Origin of the sequence: Streptomyces sp. NRRL S-1813, assembly GCF_000719605.1 — a bacterium.
GTDB classification, from domain to species: Bacteria; Actinomycetota; Actinomycetes; order Streptomycetales; family Streptomycetaceae; genus Streptomyces; species Streptomyces decoyicus.
In genome coordinates this window covers 106,191-123,866 of record NZ_JOHB01000027.1, presented here as the reverse complement: position 1 = coordinate 123,866, position 17,676 = coordinate 106,191, and the positions used below count along the sequence as shown (strand labels likewise).

General features: G+C 70.4%; 17 protein-coding genes. 7 read left to right on the top strand and 10 right to left on the bottom strand.

Translation table 11 applies throughout. The annotated features are described in order from the left end of the window. Positions 1–702 (bottom strand): cytochrome c oxidase subunit I (locus tag IF67_RS0129660; RefSeq protein ID WP_030990854.1); only part of this gene is annotated, 702 nt, incomplete at its 3' end. After that, positions 699–1,661 carry a cytochrome c oxidase subunit II gene (gene coxB, locus IF67_RS0129655; RefSeq protein ID WP_030990852.1) on the bottom strand — a complete coding sequence of 321 codons (963 nt, stop codon included), beginning with the start codon at positions 1,659–1,661 and terminating at the stop codon, positions 699–701. The genes IF67_RS0129660 and coxB, both read right to left, overlap by 4 nt. Positions 1,662–2,043: 382 nt before the next feature. On the opposite strand from coxB, the gene IF67_RS0129650 reads away from it, so the two are divergent. Continuing rightward, on the top strand, positions 2,044–3,522 hold the full coding sequence (locus IF67_RS0129650) for a cysteine desulfurase/sulfurtransferase TusA family protein (RefSeq protein ID WP_030990850.1): 1,479 nt from the start codon (positions 2,044–2,046) through the stop codon (positions 3,520–3,522). A gap of 8 nt (positions 3,523–3,530) precedes the next feature. Here the strand turns inward: IF67_RS0129650 and IF67_RS0129645 are convergent, their stop codons facing one another. Next, the gene (locus tag IF67_RS0129645) at positions 3,531–4,505 is read right to left on the bottom strand and encodes a carbohydrate kinase family protein (RefSeq protein ID WP_030990847.1); all 975 of its coding nucleotides are present in this window, start codon (positions 4,503–4,505) and stop codon (positions 3,531–3,533) included. A gap of 159 nt (positions 4,506–4,664) precedes the next feature. On the opposite strand from IF67_RS0129645, the gene IF67_RS0129640 reads away from it, so the two are divergent. Next, a complete protein-coding gene (locus tag IF67_RS0129640; protein ID WP_030990845.1) occupies positions 4,665–4,892 on the top strand; it encodes a hypothetical protein in 228 nt (75 codons plus the stop codon). A 103-nt stretch (positions 4,893–4,995) separates the two neighbouring features. Next, on the top strand, positions 4,996–6,525 hold the full coding sequence (locus IF67_RS0129635; RefSeq protein ID WP_030990844.1) for a hypothetical protein: 1,530 nt from the start codon (positions 4,996–4,998) through the stop codon (positions 6,523–6,525). A 121-nt stretch (positions 6,526–6,646) separates the two neighbouring features. Here IF67_RS0129635 and IF67_RS0129630 read toward each other — a convergent pair whose 3' ends face one another. Further along, on the bottom strand, positions 6,647–7,000 hold the full coding sequence (locus IF67_RS0129630; RefSeq protein ID WP_030990843.1) for a HesB/IscA family protein: 354 nt from the start codon (positions 6,998–7,000) through the stop codon (positions 6,647–6,649). Between the two features lie 342 nt (positions 7,001–7,342). Here IF67_RS0129630 and nadA point away from each other — a divergent pair, with 342 nt between their 5' ends. After that, positions 7,343–8,530, top strand: a complete 1,188-nt coding sequence (gene nadA, locus IF67_RS0129625) for a quinolinate synthase NadA (protein ID WP_030990841.1) — start codon at positions 7,343–7,345, stop codon at positions 8,528–8,530. 78 nt (positions 8,531–8,608) lie between these two features. Here nadA and IF67_RS0129620 read toward each other — a convergent pair whose 3' ends face one another. Continuing rightward, positions 8,609–9,070: a hypothetical protein gene (locus tag IF67_RS0129620; protein WP_030990839.1), complete on the bottom strand. Its 462-nt coding sequence runs from the start codon at positions 9,068–9,070 to the stop codon at positions 8,609–8,611. Between the two features lie 123 nt (positions 9,071–9,193). Next, positions 9,194–9,577 carry a hypothetical protein gene (locus IF67_RS0129615; protein ID WP_234341412.1) on the bottom strand — a complete coding sequence of 128 codons (384 nt, stop codon included), beginning with the start codon at positions 9,575–9,577 and terminating at the stop codon, positions 9,194–9,196. A gap of 101 nt (positions 9,578–9,678) precedes the next feature. On the opposite strand from IF67_RS0129615, the gene IF67_RS0129610 reads away from it, so the two are divergent. From IF67_RS0129610 to IF67_RS0129600, 3 genes are read left to right on the top strand one after another with little or no spacing between them, the layout of a single operon-like run. Beyond that, positions 9,679–10,524, top strand: coding sequence for a helix-turn-helix domain-containing protein (locus IF67_RS0129610; RefSeq protein WP_030990836.1), 846 nt, complete (start codon positions 9,679–9,681; stop codon positions 10,522–10,524). Beyond that, positions 10,503–10,706, top strand: coding sequence for a DUF397 domain-containing protein (locus IF67_RS0129605; RefSeq protein ID WP_030990835.1), 204 nt, complete (start codon positions 10,503–10,505; stop codon positions 10,704–10,706). The genes IF67_RS0129610 and IF67_RS0129605 overlap by 22 nt, the downstream gene beginning before the upstream one ends. Positions 10,707–10,744: 38 nt before the next feature. Continuing rightward, positions 10,745–10,951 (top strand): DUF397 domain-containing protein, encoded by a 207-nt coding sequence (locus IF67_RS0129600; RefSeq protein ID WP_030990834.1) that lies wholly within the window; start codon positions 10,745–10,747, stop codon positions 10,949–10,951. Positions 10,952–10,995: 44 nt separating this feature from the next. Here IF67_RS0129600 and IF67_RS0129595 read toward each other — a convergent pair whose 3' ends face one another. The 4 genes from IF67_RS0129595 to IF67_RS0129575 form a co-directional block, all read right to left on the bottom strand. Further along, the gene (locus IF67_RS0129595; RefSeq protein WP_030990833.1) at positions 10,996–12,081 is read right to left on the bottom strand and encodes a methyltransferase domain-containing protein; all 1,086 of its coding nucleotides are present in this window, start codon (positions 12,079–12,081) and stop codon (positions 10,996–10,998) included. Between the two features lie 280 nt (positions 12,082–12,361). Next, positions 12,362–15,529: an efflux RND transporter permease subunit gene (locus tag IF67_RS0129585; protein WP_030990832.1), complete on the bottom strand. Its 3,168-nt coding sequence runs from the start codon at positions 15,527–15,529 to the stop codon at positions 12,362–12,364. Between the two features lie 151 nt (positions 15,530–15,680). Beyond that, a complete protein-coding gene (locus tag IF67_RS0129580; protein ID WP_030990831.1) occupies positions 15,681–16,367 on the bottom strand; it encodes a response regulator in 687 nt (228 codons plus the stop codon). Then, positions 16,364–17,665 (bottom strand): sensor histidine kinase, encoded by a 1,302-nt coding sequence (locus IF67_RS0129575; RefSeq protein WP_030990829.1) that lies wholly within the window; start codon positions 17,663–17,665, stop codon positions 16,364–16,366. Before IF67_RS0129575 ends, IF67_RS0129580 begins: the two co-directional genes overlap by 4 nt. Between the last annotated feature and the right edge of the window lie 11 nt (positions 17,666–17,676).

Genomic DNA, 17,676 nt, shown 5'->3' with positions numbered 1-17,676 from the left:
GAACAGCGCCGCCGCCAGCACCGGGAAGGCCAGCAGAACCAGCACACCGGTCAGCAGCACGTTCCAGGTGAAGATCGGCATCCGGAACATCGTCATGCCGGGCGCCCGCATGCAGATGATCGTCGTGATGAAGTTGACCGAGCCGAGGATCGTGCCGAAGCCCGAGAAGGCCAGACCCATGATCCACATATCGGCACCGACGCCCGGCGAACGCACCGCGTCCGAGAGCGGCGAGTACGCGAACCAGCCGAAGTCCGCCGCACCCTGCGGGGTGAGGAAGCCGGCCACCGCGATCAGCGAGCCGAAGAGGTACAGCCAGTAGGCGAACATGTTCAGCCGCGGGAACGCCACGTCGGGCGCGCCGATCTGAAGCGGCATGATCCAGTTTGCGAAACCGGCGAACAGCGGCGTCGCGAACATCAGCAGCATGATCGTGCCGTGCATCGTGAACGCCTGGTTGAACTGCTCGTTCGACATCATCTGCGTGCCGGGACGGGCGAGCTCGGCGCGCATGAGCAGCGCCATCAGTCCGCCGACGCAGAAGAACGCGAACGACGTGACCAGGTACATCGTGCCGATGGTCTTGTGGTCAGTGGTCGTCAGCCACTTCACCGCGGCGATGCCGGGTTGCTTCTTGCGTACGGGCGGTGCTGCCGGAGCCGTATCGGCGGCGGCACCCTGAGGTTCGTTGAGGATGCTCACTGGTTCTTGGTCTCCGCATTCCTGGCGTGATCCGTCTGCTCGATGCCCGACGGCAGGTATCCGGTCTGGCCCTTCTTCGCCAGGTCCTTCAGGTGCTCCCGGTACCGCTCAGGGGAGACGACCTTGACGTTGAAGAGCATCCGGGAGTGGTCGACACCACAGAGCTCGGCGCACTTGCCCATGAAGGTGCCCTCCTTGTTGGGGGTCACCTCGAAGACGTTGGTGTGGCCCGGGATGACGTCCTGCTTCATCAGGAAGGGCACCACCCAGAAGGAGTGGATGACGTCACGCGAGGTCAGCACGAACTGAACCGTCTCGCCCTTGGGCAGCCACAGCGTCGGGCCCGGGTTACCGGTCTGCGGGTTGCGCTCGCCGGGGGTGCCCACGTCGTAGACGCCGTCGGCACCGGCCGGAGCGCCCTTCTTCCACTTGTCCGGGATCGCGTCCAGTGCCTTGGAGTTGATGTTCGACGACGCCTTGTCGCCGTCCACGTCCTCCAGGTAGTTGAACGCCCAGCTCCACTGGAAGCCCACCACGTTGACGATGTGGTCCGGCTTCTTGGAAGTCTTGAGAATTGCGCTCTCATCACGCGCGGTGAAATAGAAAAGCACCGCGATGATGATGAACGGGACGATCGTGTACAACGCCTCGATCGGCATGTTGTACCGCGTCTGCGCGGGGACCTCCACCTTGGTCCTGCTGCGGCGGTGGAAGATCACACTCCAGATGATCAGGCCCCAGACCAGCACGCCCGTTGCGAGGGCGGCGGCCCAGGAGCCCTGCCAAAGAGAGAGGATCCGCGGCGCCTCGTCGGTGACGGGCGTTGGCATGCCGAGGCGGGGGAAGTCCTTATATGTGCAACCAGTAGCGGTCGCCAGGACCAGGCCCGCAGCAAGCACCTGCGGCAGCTTCCGCCGCATCGGGCGCCGCGACGAGCGGTCGGAGCCGTTGGGACTCACGTAGCGCCTTCCCGAGAGTCTCGCCCGCGAGACCGGCTGCGGCCGTCTCGCTGGTCGGTCGCCGGCCCTGGCACGGGCAGGGGTTTGGATGTTTATGCGGACCAAACCCTACTGGACGCTATTTGGGGTCGCGCGGGGAGGGTGCCCAACGCGCCGCGACGCACCCCTAAGGGGTGGCCGAGGCCTGCGGAAGACGCTCCCCGAACCCCCGAATACCCGCTTCCACCAGGCATCTGACGCCGTGCCCTGGAGTGCTCCCGCGCGGTCCGCGGGGCCGCGCCCGGCGACCCGTCCGACCGGGCACCGGCGCCCCGGAGCCCCGTGCCACCGCACCGCAATGAGAACGCCTCGCCGCGTCGGACCGGGGGCTAACGTCTCGTACATGTCCTATTTCGACGCGGCGTCCGCCGCCCCGCTGCACCCCGTCGCCCGTGAGGCCCTGCTCGCCTCGCTCGACGAAGGCTGGGCCGACCCGGCCCGCCTCTACCGGGAGGGACGGCGCGCCCGGCTGCTGCTGGACGCCGCGCGGGAGGCGGCGGCCGAGGCCGTGGGCTGCCGCCCGGACGAATTGGTTTTCACTCCTTCGGGGACGCAGGCCGTACATGCGGGAGTTTCCGGCGCGCTGGCGGCCCGTCGGCGTGTCGGCCGCCGGCTGCTGCACTCCGCCGTCGAGCACTCCGCCGTCCTGCATGCCGCCGCGGTCCACGAGGCGGCCGGCGGCACCCGGGGGGAGCTGGCGGTGGACCGTACGGGCCGGGTGGCGGCCGGCGAGGTCGGCGCCGCGCTCGGCCCGGACACCGCCCTGGTCTGCCTCCAGTCCGCCAACCACGAGGTGGGAACCGAACAGCCGGTCGAAGAGGTGGCCGCGCTCTGCCGGGAGGCGGGCGTCCCCCTCCTGGTGGATGCCGCGCAGTCGCTGCCGTGGGGGCCGGTGCCCGGCGCCTGGTCGCTGCTGGCGGCGAGCGCCCACAAATGGGGCGGCCCGCCCGGCGTGGGGCTGCTCGCGGTCCGCAAGGGGACCCGGTTCGCGCCTCAGGGGCCGCAGGACGAGCGGGAGTCGGGTCGTAGTGCGGGGTTCGAGAACATCCCGGCGGTGGTGGCCGCCGCGGCGTCCCTGCGCGCGCTGCGGGCAGGAGCGGAGACCGGGGACGAAGCGGCGCGGCTGCGGCGGCTGGTGGACCGGATCCGGGAGCGGGTGCCGCAGCTGGTCCCGGACGTGGAGGTGGTCGGCGACCCGGTGCACCGCCTCCCCCATCTCGTCACCTTCTCCTGTCTCTATGTCGACGGGGAGGCGCTGCTGCACGAGCTCGACCGGGCGGGCTTCTCGGTGTCGTCCGGATCGTCGTGCACGTCCAGCACCCTGACGCCGAGCCATGTGCTGCGCGCGATGGGTGTGCTGTCCGAGGGGAATGTGCGGGTCTCGCTGCCGTACGGCACGGCCGAGGCGGAGGTGGAGCGCTTCCTGGAGGTGCTGCCACAGGTGGTGCACTCGGTGCGGGAGCGGCTGGGTGTCTCGGCGGCGGAGGCCGGGGCCGCGCGGGCGACGGCCGGCGGGACGGGGCACGCCACCCGGGCGCCGGCGCCTCCGGAGGCCGCGGAGCCCGCCGCCGGACCCGCCGGATCCGGGGACGGGTCCGGCGGCCTGGTCGTCGACTCGCTCGGCAAGCGCTGCCCGATCCCGGTCATCGAGCTGGCGAAGGTGATCGGCGAGGTGCCGGTGGGCGGGACCGTGACGGTGCTCTCCGACGACGAGGCGGCCCGGCAGGACATCCCGGCCTGGTGCAGCATGCGCGGCCAGGAGTACGTGGGCGAGCGGGCGGCCGGACGCGGCGCCGCATATGTCGTGCGGCGCCGCGCCTGAAGGGCCGGTCAGGCCAGGTGCTGCTGGACCTCGGCCGCGGCCTCGTGGCCGTAGGCCTTGGTGAAGCGGTCCATGAAGTGGCTGCGGTGCAGCTCGTACTCCTGGGTGCCGACGGTCTCGATGACCAGCGTCGCCAGCATGCAGCCGACCTGCGCGGCACGCTCCAGGCCGACGCCCCAGGCCAGGCCGGACAGGAAGCCGGCGCGGAAGGCGTCGCCGACGCCGGTCGGGTCGGCCTTGGCGTTCTCCTCCGGGACGCCGACCTCGATGGCCGGCTCGCCGACCCGCTCGATGCGGACGCCGTTGGCGCCGAGGGTGGTGACGCGGGTGCCGACCTTGGCGAGGATCTCGTCGGCGGTCCAGCCGGTCTTGGACTCGATCAGGCCCTTCTCGTACTCGTTGGAGAAGAGGTAGGCCGCGTCCTCCAGGAGGGTGCGGATGGCTTCGCCGTCCATCCGGGCGATCTGCTGGGAGAAGTCGGCGCCGAAGGGGATGTTGCGGCTGCGGCACTCCTCGGTGTGCCGGATCATCGCCTCGGGGTCGTCCGCGCCGATCAGTACGAGGTCCAGACCGCCGACCCGCGCGGAGACGTGCTGGAGCTCGATCAGCCGGGCCTCGCTCATGGCGCCGGTGTAGAAGGAGCCGATCTGGTTGTGGTCGGCGTCGGTGGTGCACACGAAGCGCGCGGTGTGCAGAACCTCGGAGATGCGTACGGAGCGGGTGTCGACGCCGTGGCGGTCCAGCCAGGCGCGGTACTCCTCGAAGTCGTTGCCGGCGGCACCGACCAGGATCGGCGCGGTGCCGAGCTGGCCCATGCCGAAGCAGATGTTGGCGGCGACACCGCCGCGGCGGACGTCGAGCTGGTCCACCAGGAACGAGAGGGAGACCGTATGCAGTTGGTCGGCGACCAACTGATCGGCGAAACGGCCGGGGAAGGTCATCAGGTGGTCGGTGGCGATGGAGCCGGTGACTGCGATACGCACGACGGGTCTGCTCCTGCGGAAGGCGTAGGGGCGGGCGGACGTGTAGCAACGCTACCCGCCGGGGTCGCGCGCCACCCGGTCATCCCGGACACTTGGAATGGCTGAAACTACCCAATAGTAGGTCTTTCTCCTCGGTACATGGCTGCGTACGGTGCCCCTATGACCAAGCCTGTGAAAGCCGTCACACCGCGCAAGGGCACATCGCCCTCCGCGCCGGACCCCGAATCGCTCGACGAGCTGCGCGGCGACTGTGCACGGATAGCCGGTCGCTGGCAGGGCGGACGCCGCTCCGCGCCGCCGCCGGGGCGTGCCGCCGATCTGCACGGCGTCGAGGTCCCCTCCGCTTCGGCCGCACTCGTGGACGGAATGTCCGAGTACGGCGACTGACCGGCCGGCCGGCCGGAACCGTATAGGCCCCCGCTCCGTCCCATCGACGTCCCCTCACGGAGGATGGCACGTCAGATGTTCAGCGGAGCGAAGGAGCGATGCGGTGAACACCGAGGACACCACCGACACCCCGAACCCCCAGGAGCGCAGGCGGCGCACCCCAGTGGTGGTCGCCTCGATGGCCGCGGCGGTACTTCTCGCCGGGGGCGGCGCGGCGTACTGGGCTTCGTCCGCGTCCAGCGACGCGGGCTCCGCGGCCGCGGGCGACCCGCCGCCGCTGGCACTCGACGGATACTCCGGCGGCGGCTCGATCGCCGCCGGTGAGCCCAATCCCCAGGGTGCGAAGTACCGCGCGGTGAAGAAACTTCCCGGCGGCCCGGCGTCCGCGCCGGTGTACCGCCCCAAGGGCGAGATCAGCCGCGAGTCGGTGGAACGACTGGCGAAGGCACTGGATGTGTCCGGAAAGGTCCGCTCGGAGGGCGCGTCCTGGAAGGTCGGCGGGCTGACGCGGGACGCCCGTAGCCCCGTCCTGGAGGTGAAGAAGTCCGGCTCGGGCGCCTGGACGTACTCGCAGTACGGCACCCCGGGCGGCACGAACTGTGCGCTGCCCGCTTCCCCGAAGGGCGGGACAGGCCAGGACAAGGGCGACGGCGCCGCGCCGTCGGGCCGGCCCGGCTGTCCGTCGTACCGCGGCGGCGGGGACATCACAACCGAGGACGACAGCAGCGGCAAGGGCGCGGTCTCGCCGAAGAAGGCCGAGCAGGCGGTGCGGCCGGTGCTGAAGGCGCTCGGCCAGGAGAACGCCAAGCTCGACGCGGGCGGGCTGTCCGGTGCGGTGCGCATCGTCAGCGCGAATCCGGTGCTCGGCGGGCTGCCGACGTACGGCTGGCAGAGCGACATACAGGTCGGCTCGGACGGTCAAGTGGTGGGCGGTAGCGGACAGTTGGCGAACCCGGTCAAGGGTGCGGACTATCCGGTGCTGAGCGCCGGCAAGACGCTGGACCGGCTGAATTCGGGCGACGGCCGCACGCCGGCCGGCTGCCCCTCGACGCCCGCCCGTAAGGACGGCAAGAGCGGCAAGGGCGACGGGATCGCGCCGTGCGAGCCGGCGCCGACGAAGGGGCAGCAGCCGACCGAGGTGACCGGTGCGGTCTTCGGGCTCTCGGTGCAGTACGTGGACGGCAGCCAGGCGCTGGTGCCGTCGTGGCTCTACACGGTGCGCCAGCCGGGCGCCGGGAGCGGCCCGGACGCCGCCTCGACGGTCGCGCACCCCGCGGTGAACCCGAAGTACCTGGCCCACCGGGACGGCGGCGGCACGTCGCAGAGCCCGCAGAAGCCCTCGCAGAAGCCGTCCGGGAAGCCCGGGGCGATGTCCCTGGAGTCGTACGCCGTGAGCGACGGCGGCAAGAAGCTGACGGTGCACTTCTGGGGCGGGGTGTGCAGCGTCTACTCGGTGAGCGCCGAGGAGTCCGGCACGACCGTGAAGACCAAGGTCGTCGGCAAGGACAAGAAGCCGGGCCAGGTCTGCGTGAAGATCGCCAAGGAGTTCACCAAGACCGTGACGCTCCAGAAGCCGCTGGACGGCCGGAAGGTGGTCGATGTGTCGAGCGGTGAGTCCGTGCCGAAGCGGTGAGCGGACGCTGCGGCCCGCCACGGTGGAGACCACTACGGCGGGCCGCTGGGAAACGGGAAAGCGAAAGGCGGCGCTCCCCCACTCGGGGGGCGCCGCCTTTCGTACGTACTGCCCGTGCTCCTTAGCTGAAGGAGTCGCCGCAGGCGCAGGAGCCGGAGGCGTTCGGGTTGTCGATCGTGAAGCCCTGCTTCTCGATGGTGTCCACGAAGTCGATGGAGGCACCGCCCAGGTAGGGGGCGCTCATCCGGTCGGTGACGACCTTGACGCCGTCGAAGTCCTTGACGACATCGCCGTCGAGCGAACGCTCGTCGAAGAAGAGCTGGTAGCGCAGTCCGGAGCAGCCGCCGGGCTGAACGGCCACCCGCAGCGCGAGGTCGTCCCGGCCTTCCTGCTCCAGAAGGCCCTTGACCTTCGACGCGGCCGCGTCGGACAGGATGATGCCGTCGCTGACGGTGGTCTCGTCCTGAACGCTCATCTAGATCTCTCCCGGGTTGTACGGACCGCTTGTCATCGGTTGCAACCAGCTGCAACCGGGGACGTCCCGGATTAATTCCGGCTGGGCGCAATTCGTCGAGAGGCCTTTTCGGACGCCGCCGGTGGCAGCCTCTCGCATCGTTCTCTCCTCATGCTCGCACACCGGCGGCCGGGAACACGTGGCCGACCGCACACGGCGGTACGGATGCGTCACATCGACACAATGGCCGTCGTCAAAGTGACGTGAAGCAGCTATGATAGATAGCGTCAAATAGACGAAAAGGCTCCCGGTGCAAGCCGGCTCCCCTGCTGCGGCCCCGCCGCGCTCATCGAAGAAGAGAGGGTGCGTGTTGTGACCACCGCCCAGCCCCTGGACGTCCAGCCGACCCCGCTGGCCCTGCTGCTCCTCGGCCGTGAGGCCGACCCGAAGAGCGAGCGCGGTGTGGAGTGCCCCGGCGATCTGCCGGCGCCGTCGGACCCCGACCTCGTCGAGCGGGCCCGCGCAGCCAAGGCGAAGCTCGGGGACAAGGTCTTCGTCCTCGGGCACCACTACCAGCGCGACGAGGTCATCGAGTTCGCCGATGTGACCGGCGACTCCTTCAAGCTCGCGCGGGACGCCGCCGCCCGGCCGGACGCCGAGTACATCGTCTTCTGCGGTGTGCACTTCATGGCGGAGTCCGCGGACATCCTCACCGGCGACGACCAGCAGGTCATCCTCCCCGACCTGGCCGCGGGCTGCTCGATGGCCGATATGGCCACCGCCGAGCAGGTCGCCGAGTGCTGGGACGTCCTCACCGACGCCGGCATAGCCGAGCAGGTCGTGCCGGTCTCGTACATGAACTCCTCCGCCGACATCAAGGCCTTCACCGGCAAGCACGGCGGCACGATCTGTACGTCCTCCAACGCCAAGCGCGCGCTGGACTGGGCCTTCGAGCAGGGGGAGAAGGTGCTCTTCCTGCCCGACCAGCACCTGGGCCGCAACACCGCCGTCCGCGACATGGGCCTGTCCCTGGACGACTGCGTGGTCTACAACCCGCACAAGCCGAACGGCGGCCTGACCGCCGAGCAGTTGCGGGCCGCCAAGATGATCCTGTGGCGCGGTCACTGCTCGGTGCACGGCCGCTTCTCGCTGGAGTCGGTGGAGGATGTGCGGAAGCGCATTCCGGACGTCAATGTCCTCGTCCACCCCGAGTGCAAGCACGAGGTCGTGGCGGCGGCGGACTACGTCGGCTCGACGGAGTACATCATCAAGGCGCTGGAGGCCGCTCCGCGCGGCTCGAAGTGGGCAATCGGCACCGAACTGAACCTGGTCCGCCGGCTGGCCAACCGCTTCGCCGCGGAGGACAAGGAGATCGTCTTCCTCGACAAGACGGTCTGCTTCTGCTCGACGATGAACCGCATCGACCTCCCCCACCTCGTGTGGACGCTGGAGTCCCTCGCCGCCGGCAAGGTCGTCAACCGCATCGAGGTCGACAAGGAGACCGAGAGCTTCGCGAAGCTGGCACTGGAGCGGATGCTGGCGCTGCCGTAAGCCCCGCGGGCCGTGGCGGCCGGCGGCGCGACGCGTTGACGGCCGCCCCGCCCGCCCCGGAGCGGGTGCGGCGGCCGGTCAGGCCTCCAGGGTCCAGCGGACCTTGTCGGTGTCCTTGATCGCGGTCCCGCAGGGCCCCGTCGTGATCTTCTTCTCGTTCACGTACGCGTTCCACTTCTTCTTGCTGTCCGCGACATCACCATGGATGTCGGTGACGACGAAGTCCTTCTTGGCGGCGTCCCAGTACGCCCGCACCCCGCCGAGGCCGTATTGCTCCTGGGCGTCGACCAGGGCGGTGAGCGGTGTGGGGTCGGTGCCGTTGGCCGCACAGTAGTAGCCGCCGAAGACGGTGCGGGCGGATGTCCGGACGATTCCCACGCTGCCGGTGTAGGCCCCGCCCGTGACGCCGACCCTGACGCCGACGGTGGGCAGGGCGGCGGCAGGTCCGGCCGCGGCGGGCGGAGCGGCCGCGAAGGCCAGCGCACAGGCGAGCCCGGCGGCGGTTACGGGGGCGGCCTTGCGGACCAGGGAGGACGGCACGCTCGCTCACCTTTCGTCGGTTCAGCACCACAGGCCACGTAACCATCGCTCCCGGTGATCGGCGAGAGGTGCACCGCCGAATGCGTGCGCCCCACGGTCCGCGGCCCGGGGCAGGCCGGCGCGTCACAGATAGATCTGCCGACGGCAGGCGCGGCAGCAGGTCCGGCCCTCGCACAGCCTCGTCTCCCCGTGGTCGCACGGCTCCGGCAGCCGGTCGCCCCGGCTGACCGCGATCCGTAACACGTCCCGCAGTGCGTTGCGGAGTGCGGCCGTGCGGCACCGCTCCCGGGGGCCGGTGTCCGGCACGGCGGACGGCGCCTCGGCTTCGTCCAGCAAGGCCTCGGCGGCCGCGAGCAGCTCGGCCTCGACCGTGTCGGCCAGCACGGAGAGGTGGCTGTCGGGATCGTCCGTGCTCAGGTAGCACGGAGCGCCGTCCGGCCTGGTCCACGGCAGCAGCCGGGGCGGCGAACCCTCGAACATCTGACTCACTTCCTTCGCTTCGGCCATCCTCATTACCGTGTGTATCGCCATCGCCACCCTGTGGGGCATGGCCTCAACGCGGGTGTTCCGTCCCCCTGTTGAGCTGGGACGACCGAGAGCTGACGCACATGAAGTTCACGTCGAAGGAACTGACGCCCTACCTGTCCGCCCGCCACTACTTCGGCTCCGAACAGCGCCGCTACCGCGAGGGCGCCAAGCTGTCGCTGGTGCAGCTGGCGGACATCGTCAACTTCAGCAAGAGCACTCTGGCGCGCGTCGAGCCGGCGGAGCTGATGCCACCGCCGGAACTACCCGCCGCGCTCGACGCGGCATTCGGCACGGAGGAGTACTTCCACGGCCTGTACCAGCTGGCGAAGAGGGAGGCGCATCCGGATCAGTACCGGCGGTTCATGGACTTCGAGGCGCGCGCCGAGGTGATCGAGGTATATGAGCCGCAGGCTTTCCCTGGGTTGTTGCAGACCAAGGAGTACGCCCGGGACTCTCTGGGCTGCCAGGAGGACTTGACCAAGGAACAGGTCGAAGAGCGCGTCAACGCCAGGATGTCCCGTCAGGATCGCCTGCACGCGGACTCCCGGCCGTACCGATGGGTGATCATCGACGAGGCTGTGCTCCGGCGGCATGCGGGCGGCAGGGACTGTATGCACAAACAACTGGCTCGGCTACTCGAACAGGTGGATACTCCCGACAGTAAGGTGCAGGTCATGCCGTTCAGCGCGGGTCCGTACCCGCTGATGGGCGGCGCCCTGAATCTGCTGACGCTGCCCGACGGCTCCACCGTGGCCTACGAAGAGGGCATCGAGACCGCGCATCTCCACGAAGGTCCGGAAGCCGTGAAGAAATGGCGGCGCCGGTACGAGGTGCTGCGTGCGAATGCCCTCTCACTGGCGGAGTCAGCGGACCTGATCCGGACGGCGATGGAGGACTACAAGCCATGCGACACACAACCGAGTTGAGCGCGGCTCGCTGGCGCAAGAGCAGCTATAGCAACACCAACGGCGGGAGCTGCGTCGAGGTCGCCGACGACTTCCCCGGCCTCGTCCCCGTACGTGACAGCAAGAACCCCCACGGCCCCGCGCTGCTCATCCCCGACGCGGCCTGGAGCACCTTCGTGGAATCCCTCAAGGGCCCGAGCTAGCAGCGGCGTTCGGCCAACACAAGGGAGGACCACCGGCCATGCGACACGCCCCGGTTGACCTGAGCACCGCCCGCTGGCGCAAGAGCAGCTACAGCAACTCCAATGGCGGCGAATGCGTGGAGGTCGCCGACGACTTCCCCGGCCTCGTCCCCGTACGTGACAGCAAGAACCCCCACGGCCCCGCGCTCCTCATCCCGGCGGCGGCTTGGACGGTGTTCGTCAGCTCACTCAAGGCCCGGAACTGATTGCGCAGTTCGGTCCGTCCCGGCCTGCCGCCGGGACGGGCCGGTCACAGTGACACGATCTGCCCGTCTTCGGTGACCGTGATCCGATAGCGGTCCCTGGCGGGGCTGCCTTCGGCGGTCCAGGCCCGGTAGGCGCACTCCACCTCGTCCCACAGGCGACGCGGGCCGTGCTGTTCGGTCTCGTACGCCGCGCGGCCGGGAACGTACTCGACGGTGGCCCAGGAGCTGCGGGCGTCGTCGAAGAGCCAGTACGTGGCTTCGTCGCTCCCGTCGTCGGCGGGGCACAGCAGCGGCCAGGCGTCCCGCACCCGCAGGCCCACGGCGAAGCGGGCGTGCAGGTCCTCCTCCAGCACCCGGGGGTCGAGCGTGGTCGTACCGGGCTCGCCCTCCTCGCCGTGGTACCAGTCCCTGATGCGGCCGTAGGAGCGGCGCTGCTGACGGGCCCACATGAAGGCCGGGCGGCCGGAGAAGCGGCCGGTGGCCCGCCCGTCGCGGACGGTCAGGGTGGCGAACGAGTAGGAGTGGAACGACGAGCCCCACGGGGTGAGGATCGTGCCGCCCGGGGCGGTCTGCTCCACCCAGGCGTACGGGATGTCGCGGACCGTGCACGTGGCGATGGTGCGGTCGAAGCGGGCCCGCCCGGGGACGCCCGCCAGGCCGTCGCCGCACTCCATGTGCGGATGCAGGCCCGCCCGCGCCAGGTTGTCCCTGGCGATGTCGTGGAGCGCCTTGTCGGTCTCGATCGTGGTCGTACGGTCCTCGCCGAGCCGGTGCGCGAGCCAGGCGGCGTGATAGCCGGTGCCGGTGCCGATCTCCAGTACGGCGTCGCCGTCCCGGACGACCGCGGCCATCGCCAGCATGAGGGAGGGCATGGACGTCGAGCAGGTGGGAACGGCGACCTCGCCCGCCGCGCGCCGGCCGTCGTTGTGCTGGGTGATGAGCGGCAGGTCGGCATAGACCATCCGGCGCCACTCCGCCTCGTCCGCGGAGCGGGAGACCGTGCGGTCGGCCACCTCGAAGGTGTCCGGGACGAAGTGCGCGCGGTCGACCGCGGCGACGGCCGGGGCCCATTCCGGCGCCAACGCACCCTTGTTGCGCAGGATTTCCACCAGCCGGCTCGGCGAGGACATGGCGGCCTCCCCTACTTCTTCGGCGGCTGGATCACCGGCTTGGTCCACCGGCCGTCGGACTCCTTCGGGCTCTGCTGCTTGTCGCCCGTCTCGCCGCCTTTGCCGTCACCGTGCTTTCCCATGGATATCCCCCTTCGTCGGTGGTGGGGCGGTCGCACCCCGCCACGGGCATGCCCAGCACGATGCCCCCGCAAGCACCGGCCTGCGGGGGCATCGTTTCTGCGCGCCCTCTTCGTTGCTGCGCTATCTCTTCGTTTTCTGCGCTGTTCCGTCGTCGGCGTCAGACGCCCGCCGGCTCCGGGGCGCGGTCGGTCTCCTCGGCCTGCGGACCGGCCTTCTTGGCGGCCTTCTTCTTCGCCCGGCGCTCCTTGCGGAGCTCGATCATCGCGTAGAGCGTCGGGACGAGGAGGAGGGTGAGCAGGGTGGAGGTGATCAGACCGCCGATCACGACCACGGCGAGCGGCTGGGAGATGAAGCCGCCGTCGCCCGTGATGGACAGTGCCATCGGGAGCAGCGCCATGATCGTGGCCAGGGCGGTCATGAGGATCGGGCGGAGGCGGTGGCGGCCGCCCTCGATGACCGCCTCCACGACGCCGTAGCCCTGCGCCCTGTACTGGTTGATCAGGTCGATCAGCACGATGGCGTTGGTGACCACGATGCCGATCAGCATCAGCATGCCGATCATCGCCGGGACGCCCAGCGGGGTACCGGTGGCGACCAGCAGGCCGATCGCACCGGTCGCCGCGAAGGGGATCGAGACGAGGAGGATCAGCGGCTGGATCAGCGAGCGGAAGGTGCCGACCAGGAGCATGAAGACGATGGCGATGGCCGCCAGCATCGCCAGGCCGAGCGAGGAGAACGCGTCGGTCTGGTCCTGGGAGACACCGCCGATCTCCGCGGTGGCACCGTCGGGCAGCTTCAGCTCGTTGATCTTGCTCTGGAGCGTGGCGCTGACCGCGCCGGTGTTGTCGCCGGTCGGCTTGGCGGTGATGGTCGCCGAACGGGCCCCGTCGATCCGGGTCATCTGGACCGGGCCGGGGACGGTCCGCACGGTGGCGAGCGTGCCGAGCTCGGCCGGTCCTGCCGGGGTCGGGATGGCCAGCTTCTTCAACTCGGCCACGGTGGTGGCCGGGTGGGCCGACTTGATCACGATGTCGCGCTCGGTGTCGTCCAGGACGGCCTTGCCGCTGGTGGTGCCGCGGACCGCCTGGGTGACCGCACCGCCGAGGGTGGTCTGGTTGTAACCGGCCGCGGCCGCCTTCTCGTTGGGCTTCACGGAGATCCGCGGCACGCTCTGGGCGAGGTCGCTCTGGACGTCGGTGACGTCGTCGAGACCGGCGACGGTCTTGCGGACCTGCTCACTGGCCTTCTTCAGGACGTCGCCGTCGGCGGCCTTGACGACCACGCTCAGGTCCTGGTTGCCGAAGCCGCCGCCCGCGGTGACGGTGGTGTCGCCGATGGACGGGCCGAGCTTGCCGAGAGCGGCCCGCAGGTCGTCGGTGACCTTGCCGGAGTCCGCGGCGTCCTTCAGCTTGAGCTGGTAGGAGGCCTGGTTGGCGCCGGTGCCGCCGCCGAAGGCCGCCATGAAGCCGGAGGAGCCGACGGTGACCTGGTAGTCGGCGATGTCGTCGTTGGCCGCGAGCAGCTTCTCGACCTTCTTGGCCTGCTTGTCGGCCGCGTCCAGGCTGGTGCCCGGCTCCAGCTCCTGCTTGACGGTGAGGGTGTCCTGGTCGCCCTGGTCGAAGACATTGGTCTTCAGGAGCGGGCCCATGCCGAAGGTGCCGATGAGGATGACGACGGCGATGACCAGGCTGGTGATCCGGCGGCGGGTCGCGAACCGCAGGACGGGGACGTAGAGGCGCTGTAGCGGGCTCTTGGCCTCCTTCTCCTCGGCCTCGCGGCGCAGGTCGTCCTGGGTCGTGCCCTCGGGGATCTCCGGGGCGCGCAGGAACCAGAACGAGAGGACCGGTACGACCGTCAGGGAGACGATCAGGGAGGAGAGCAGGGCGACGGTCACCGTCAGCGAGAAGGAGCCGAAGAGCGCACCGACCATGCCGCCGACCACGCCGATCGGCAGGAAGACCGCGACCGTGGTGAGGGTGGAGGAGGTGATCGCTCCGGAGACCTCCTTGACGGCGGAGAGGATGGCCTCGCGGCGCTCCTCGCCGTAGCCCAGGTGCCGCTTGATGTTCTCCAGGACGACGATCGAGTCGTCGACGACGCGGCCGATCGCGATGGTCAGCGCGCCGAGGGTGAGCATGTTCAGGGAGAGGTCCCCGGTCCACAGCACGATCAGCGTGATGACGACCGAGAGCGGGATGGAGACGGCGGTGACCAGCGTCGAGCGCAGGCTGAGCAGGAAGACGAGGATGACGATGACCGCCATGGCGAGGCCGAGCAGGCCCTCGGTGGTCAGCGACTCGATCGACTTGGAGACCGCCGGGCCCTGGTCGGAGGCGACCGTGACCTCGGTGCCCTTGCCCAGGTCCTGACGGATCTTGGTGAGCTTGTCCTTGACCGCGTCGGATATCGCGACCGCGCTGCCGTCCTGGTCCATCGTCACCATGACGGCGAGGCTGGGCCTGCCGTCGGTGCGGGTGATCGAGGTCGGGGTGGCCGACTGCTCCTTGACGGTGGCGACGTCGCCGAGGCGGACCGGCTCGGCCGGCCGGCCGGCGCCCGCGGCGGCGTCACCGGCTGCCGGGGACGGCGCGATCGTCAGGTCCCTGAGCTGCTTGACGGACGTGAAGCCCGCGCCGACCTGGACGGTCTTGCTCTGCCCGCCCTCGGCGAACGAACCGGCGGGCACGGACGTCCCGCCGGCCTCCAGCGCCTGGCCGAGCGCCTGGGAGTTCAGTCCGGCGGCGGCGAGCTTCTTCTCGTCGGGGGTGACCGCGACGATCCGGTCCTGGACGCCGTCCACCGTGACCTGGCTGACGCCGTCGATGTTCTTCAGGTCCGGGACGACGCTGCGCTTGAGCTGGTCGGCGAGCGTCTGCTGGTCCTTGTCCCGGGAGGAGACGGCGAGGACGACGGTGGGGATGTCGTCCGTCGAGCCGGCCACCACCTGCGGGTCGACGTCCTTGGGCAGCTTCGCGCGGGCGCGGTTCACGGCCTGCTGGACGTCGGCGACCAGGCGATCGGAGTCGTTGCCGTAGTCGAACTGCGCCATGATGACGCCCGAGCCCTCGCTCGACGTCGAGGTGACGCTCTTGATGCCGTCGACCGCCTGGACACCGTCCTCGAGCGGCTCGATCACCTGCTTCTCGACGACATCGGGCGAGGCGCCCTGGTACGGCGCCAGCACGGACACCATCGGGAGTTCAATGGACGGCAGGAGCTGCTGCTTGAGCTGTGGGATCGCGATGGCGCCGAAGGCGATCGCCACGATCGACATCAGCGCTATCAGGCCCCGTTGTACGAGGCTGAGTCGGGACAGCCAGGACATGGGTGGGGTCTCTCTTCTGTTCTGAAACGGACGGCGGGGCCTTTCACGGGCCCACTTACACCTTCCGCCATGCCCTGGCCGGTTTTCCTCGCTCGCAGGTCGGTTTCCGGCCGGTGCCCGTACCGCGTTGGGAGTACGGGAGGCTCCACCCTCACTGCACCCGTGGGCGTACGAGTCCCGACTCGTAGGCGATGACCACCAGCTGGGAGCGGTCCCGGGCGCCCAGCTTGGCCATCGCGCGGTTGACATGCGTCTTGACCGTGAGCGGGCTGACCGCGAGCTGCTCGCCGATCTCGTCGTTGGACAGCCCGCCGGCCACCAGGGTCAGCACCTCGCGCTCGCGGCCGGTCAGCGTCGCCAGCCGTTCGGCACCCCGGCCGCCGGGCCCGCCGTCCCCGGAACTGCCGCCCTGCGCGAGGAACTTCGCGATCAGGCCCTTGGTCGCGACCGGCGAGAGCAGCGCCTCCCCGGCCGCCGCGATCCGGATCGCGTTCAGCATCTCGTCCGGTTCGGCGCCCTTGCCGAGGAATCCGCTGGCACCGGCCCGCAGCGACTGCACCACGTAGTCGTCGACCTCGAAGGTGGTCAGGATGACCACCCGGACGTCGATGAGCTCCGGGTCCTCGCTGATCATGCGGGTGGCCGCCAGGCCGTCCACCCCGGGCATCCGGATGTCCATCAGGACGACGTCGGGGCGCTGGGCCCGGGTCAGCTCGTACGCCTGGGCGCCGTCGGAGGCCTCCCCCACCACCCGCATGTCCGGCTCGGAGTCGACCAGCACCCGGAACGCGCTGCGCAGCAGCGCCTGGTCATCGGCGAGCAGCACCTTGATCGTCATACCGACTCCCCCGTACGGACGGCCTGAAGCGGAAGGGTGACCCGGACCTGGAAGCCGCCGGCCGCCCGCGGTCCTGTCACGACCGTGCCGCGCAGGGCGAAGACCCGCTCGCGCATCCCGATCAGGCCGTGGCCGCCGCCGCTGTCCTCCGGCTCACCGGGCCCGCCGGGCACCACGGGCGGCCGGTCGCCGCCCTTCTGCCGCGGGACGCCGGCCCGGCCCGCGCCGTCGTCCAGGACGGTCACGGTCAGCGCGGTGTCGGCGTGGACGATCCGCACCGTGGCGCGGGCCCCCTCACCGGCGTGCTTGTGGACATTGGTCAGCGCCTCCTGGACCACGCGGTAGGCGGTGAGGTCGACGGAGGCGGGCAGCGGCCGGGGCGAGTGCGGGACCTCCAGATCGACCGGGATGCCGGCCCGGACGAACCCGTCGACGAGCTGGTCGAGGACGCCGAGACCCGGAGCCGGCTCGGTCGGCGCCCTGGGGTCGTCGGACTGCCGCAACAGGCCGACGGTGGCGCGGAGTTCCTCCAGCGCCGAGCGGGACGCCTCACGGACGTGCGCCAGCGCCTGCTTGGCCTGGTCGGGGCGGTTGTCCATGACGTGCGAGGCGACGCCCGCCTGGACGTTGACCAGGGCGATGTGATGGGCGACGACATCGTGCAGCTCACGGGCGATCCGCAGGCGCTCCTCGGCGACCCGGCGCCGGGCCTCCTCCTCACGGGTGCGCTCGGCACGTTCGGCGCGCTCCCGGATGGCGCTGACGAAGGCGCGGCGGCTGCGGACCGCGTCGCCGGCGGCCGCGGCCATGCCCGTCCAGGCGAAGATGGCGATGTTCTCCTGCGCGTACCAGGGGCGGGGCCCGTAGAGCATCGCCGCGGCGGTCAGGACGACCACGGTCAGGGCGCCGACCCGCCCGGTCGTGGGCCGGTCGGTGCGCGAGGCCAGGCTGTAGAGCGCTATCACGGCGGAGGCGGCCACGGGGGCGCGCGGATCGCTGGAGCGGGCGAGCAGCTCGACGATGGTGAGCGAGCCGGTGACAGCCAGGACCGTACGGGGCAGCCGGCGGCGCAGGACCAGGGCGGCGCAGGCCAGCGCGGCGAGCACCACGGTCGTGGCGGTCAGGTGGTGGCCGGCGAACCGCGGGCCGTGCGGACCGTGCGGGTCGGCCACCGCACCGCACAGGATGCACGCGAAGACGGCCACGGCCAGGGCGGCGTCGAAGGCGAGCGGATGCGTCCGGTGCCACCGGAAGCGGCCGGCACGGGGTGCGTCCGGGCGGGGGTCGAGGAGACTCACAAGAGCAAACG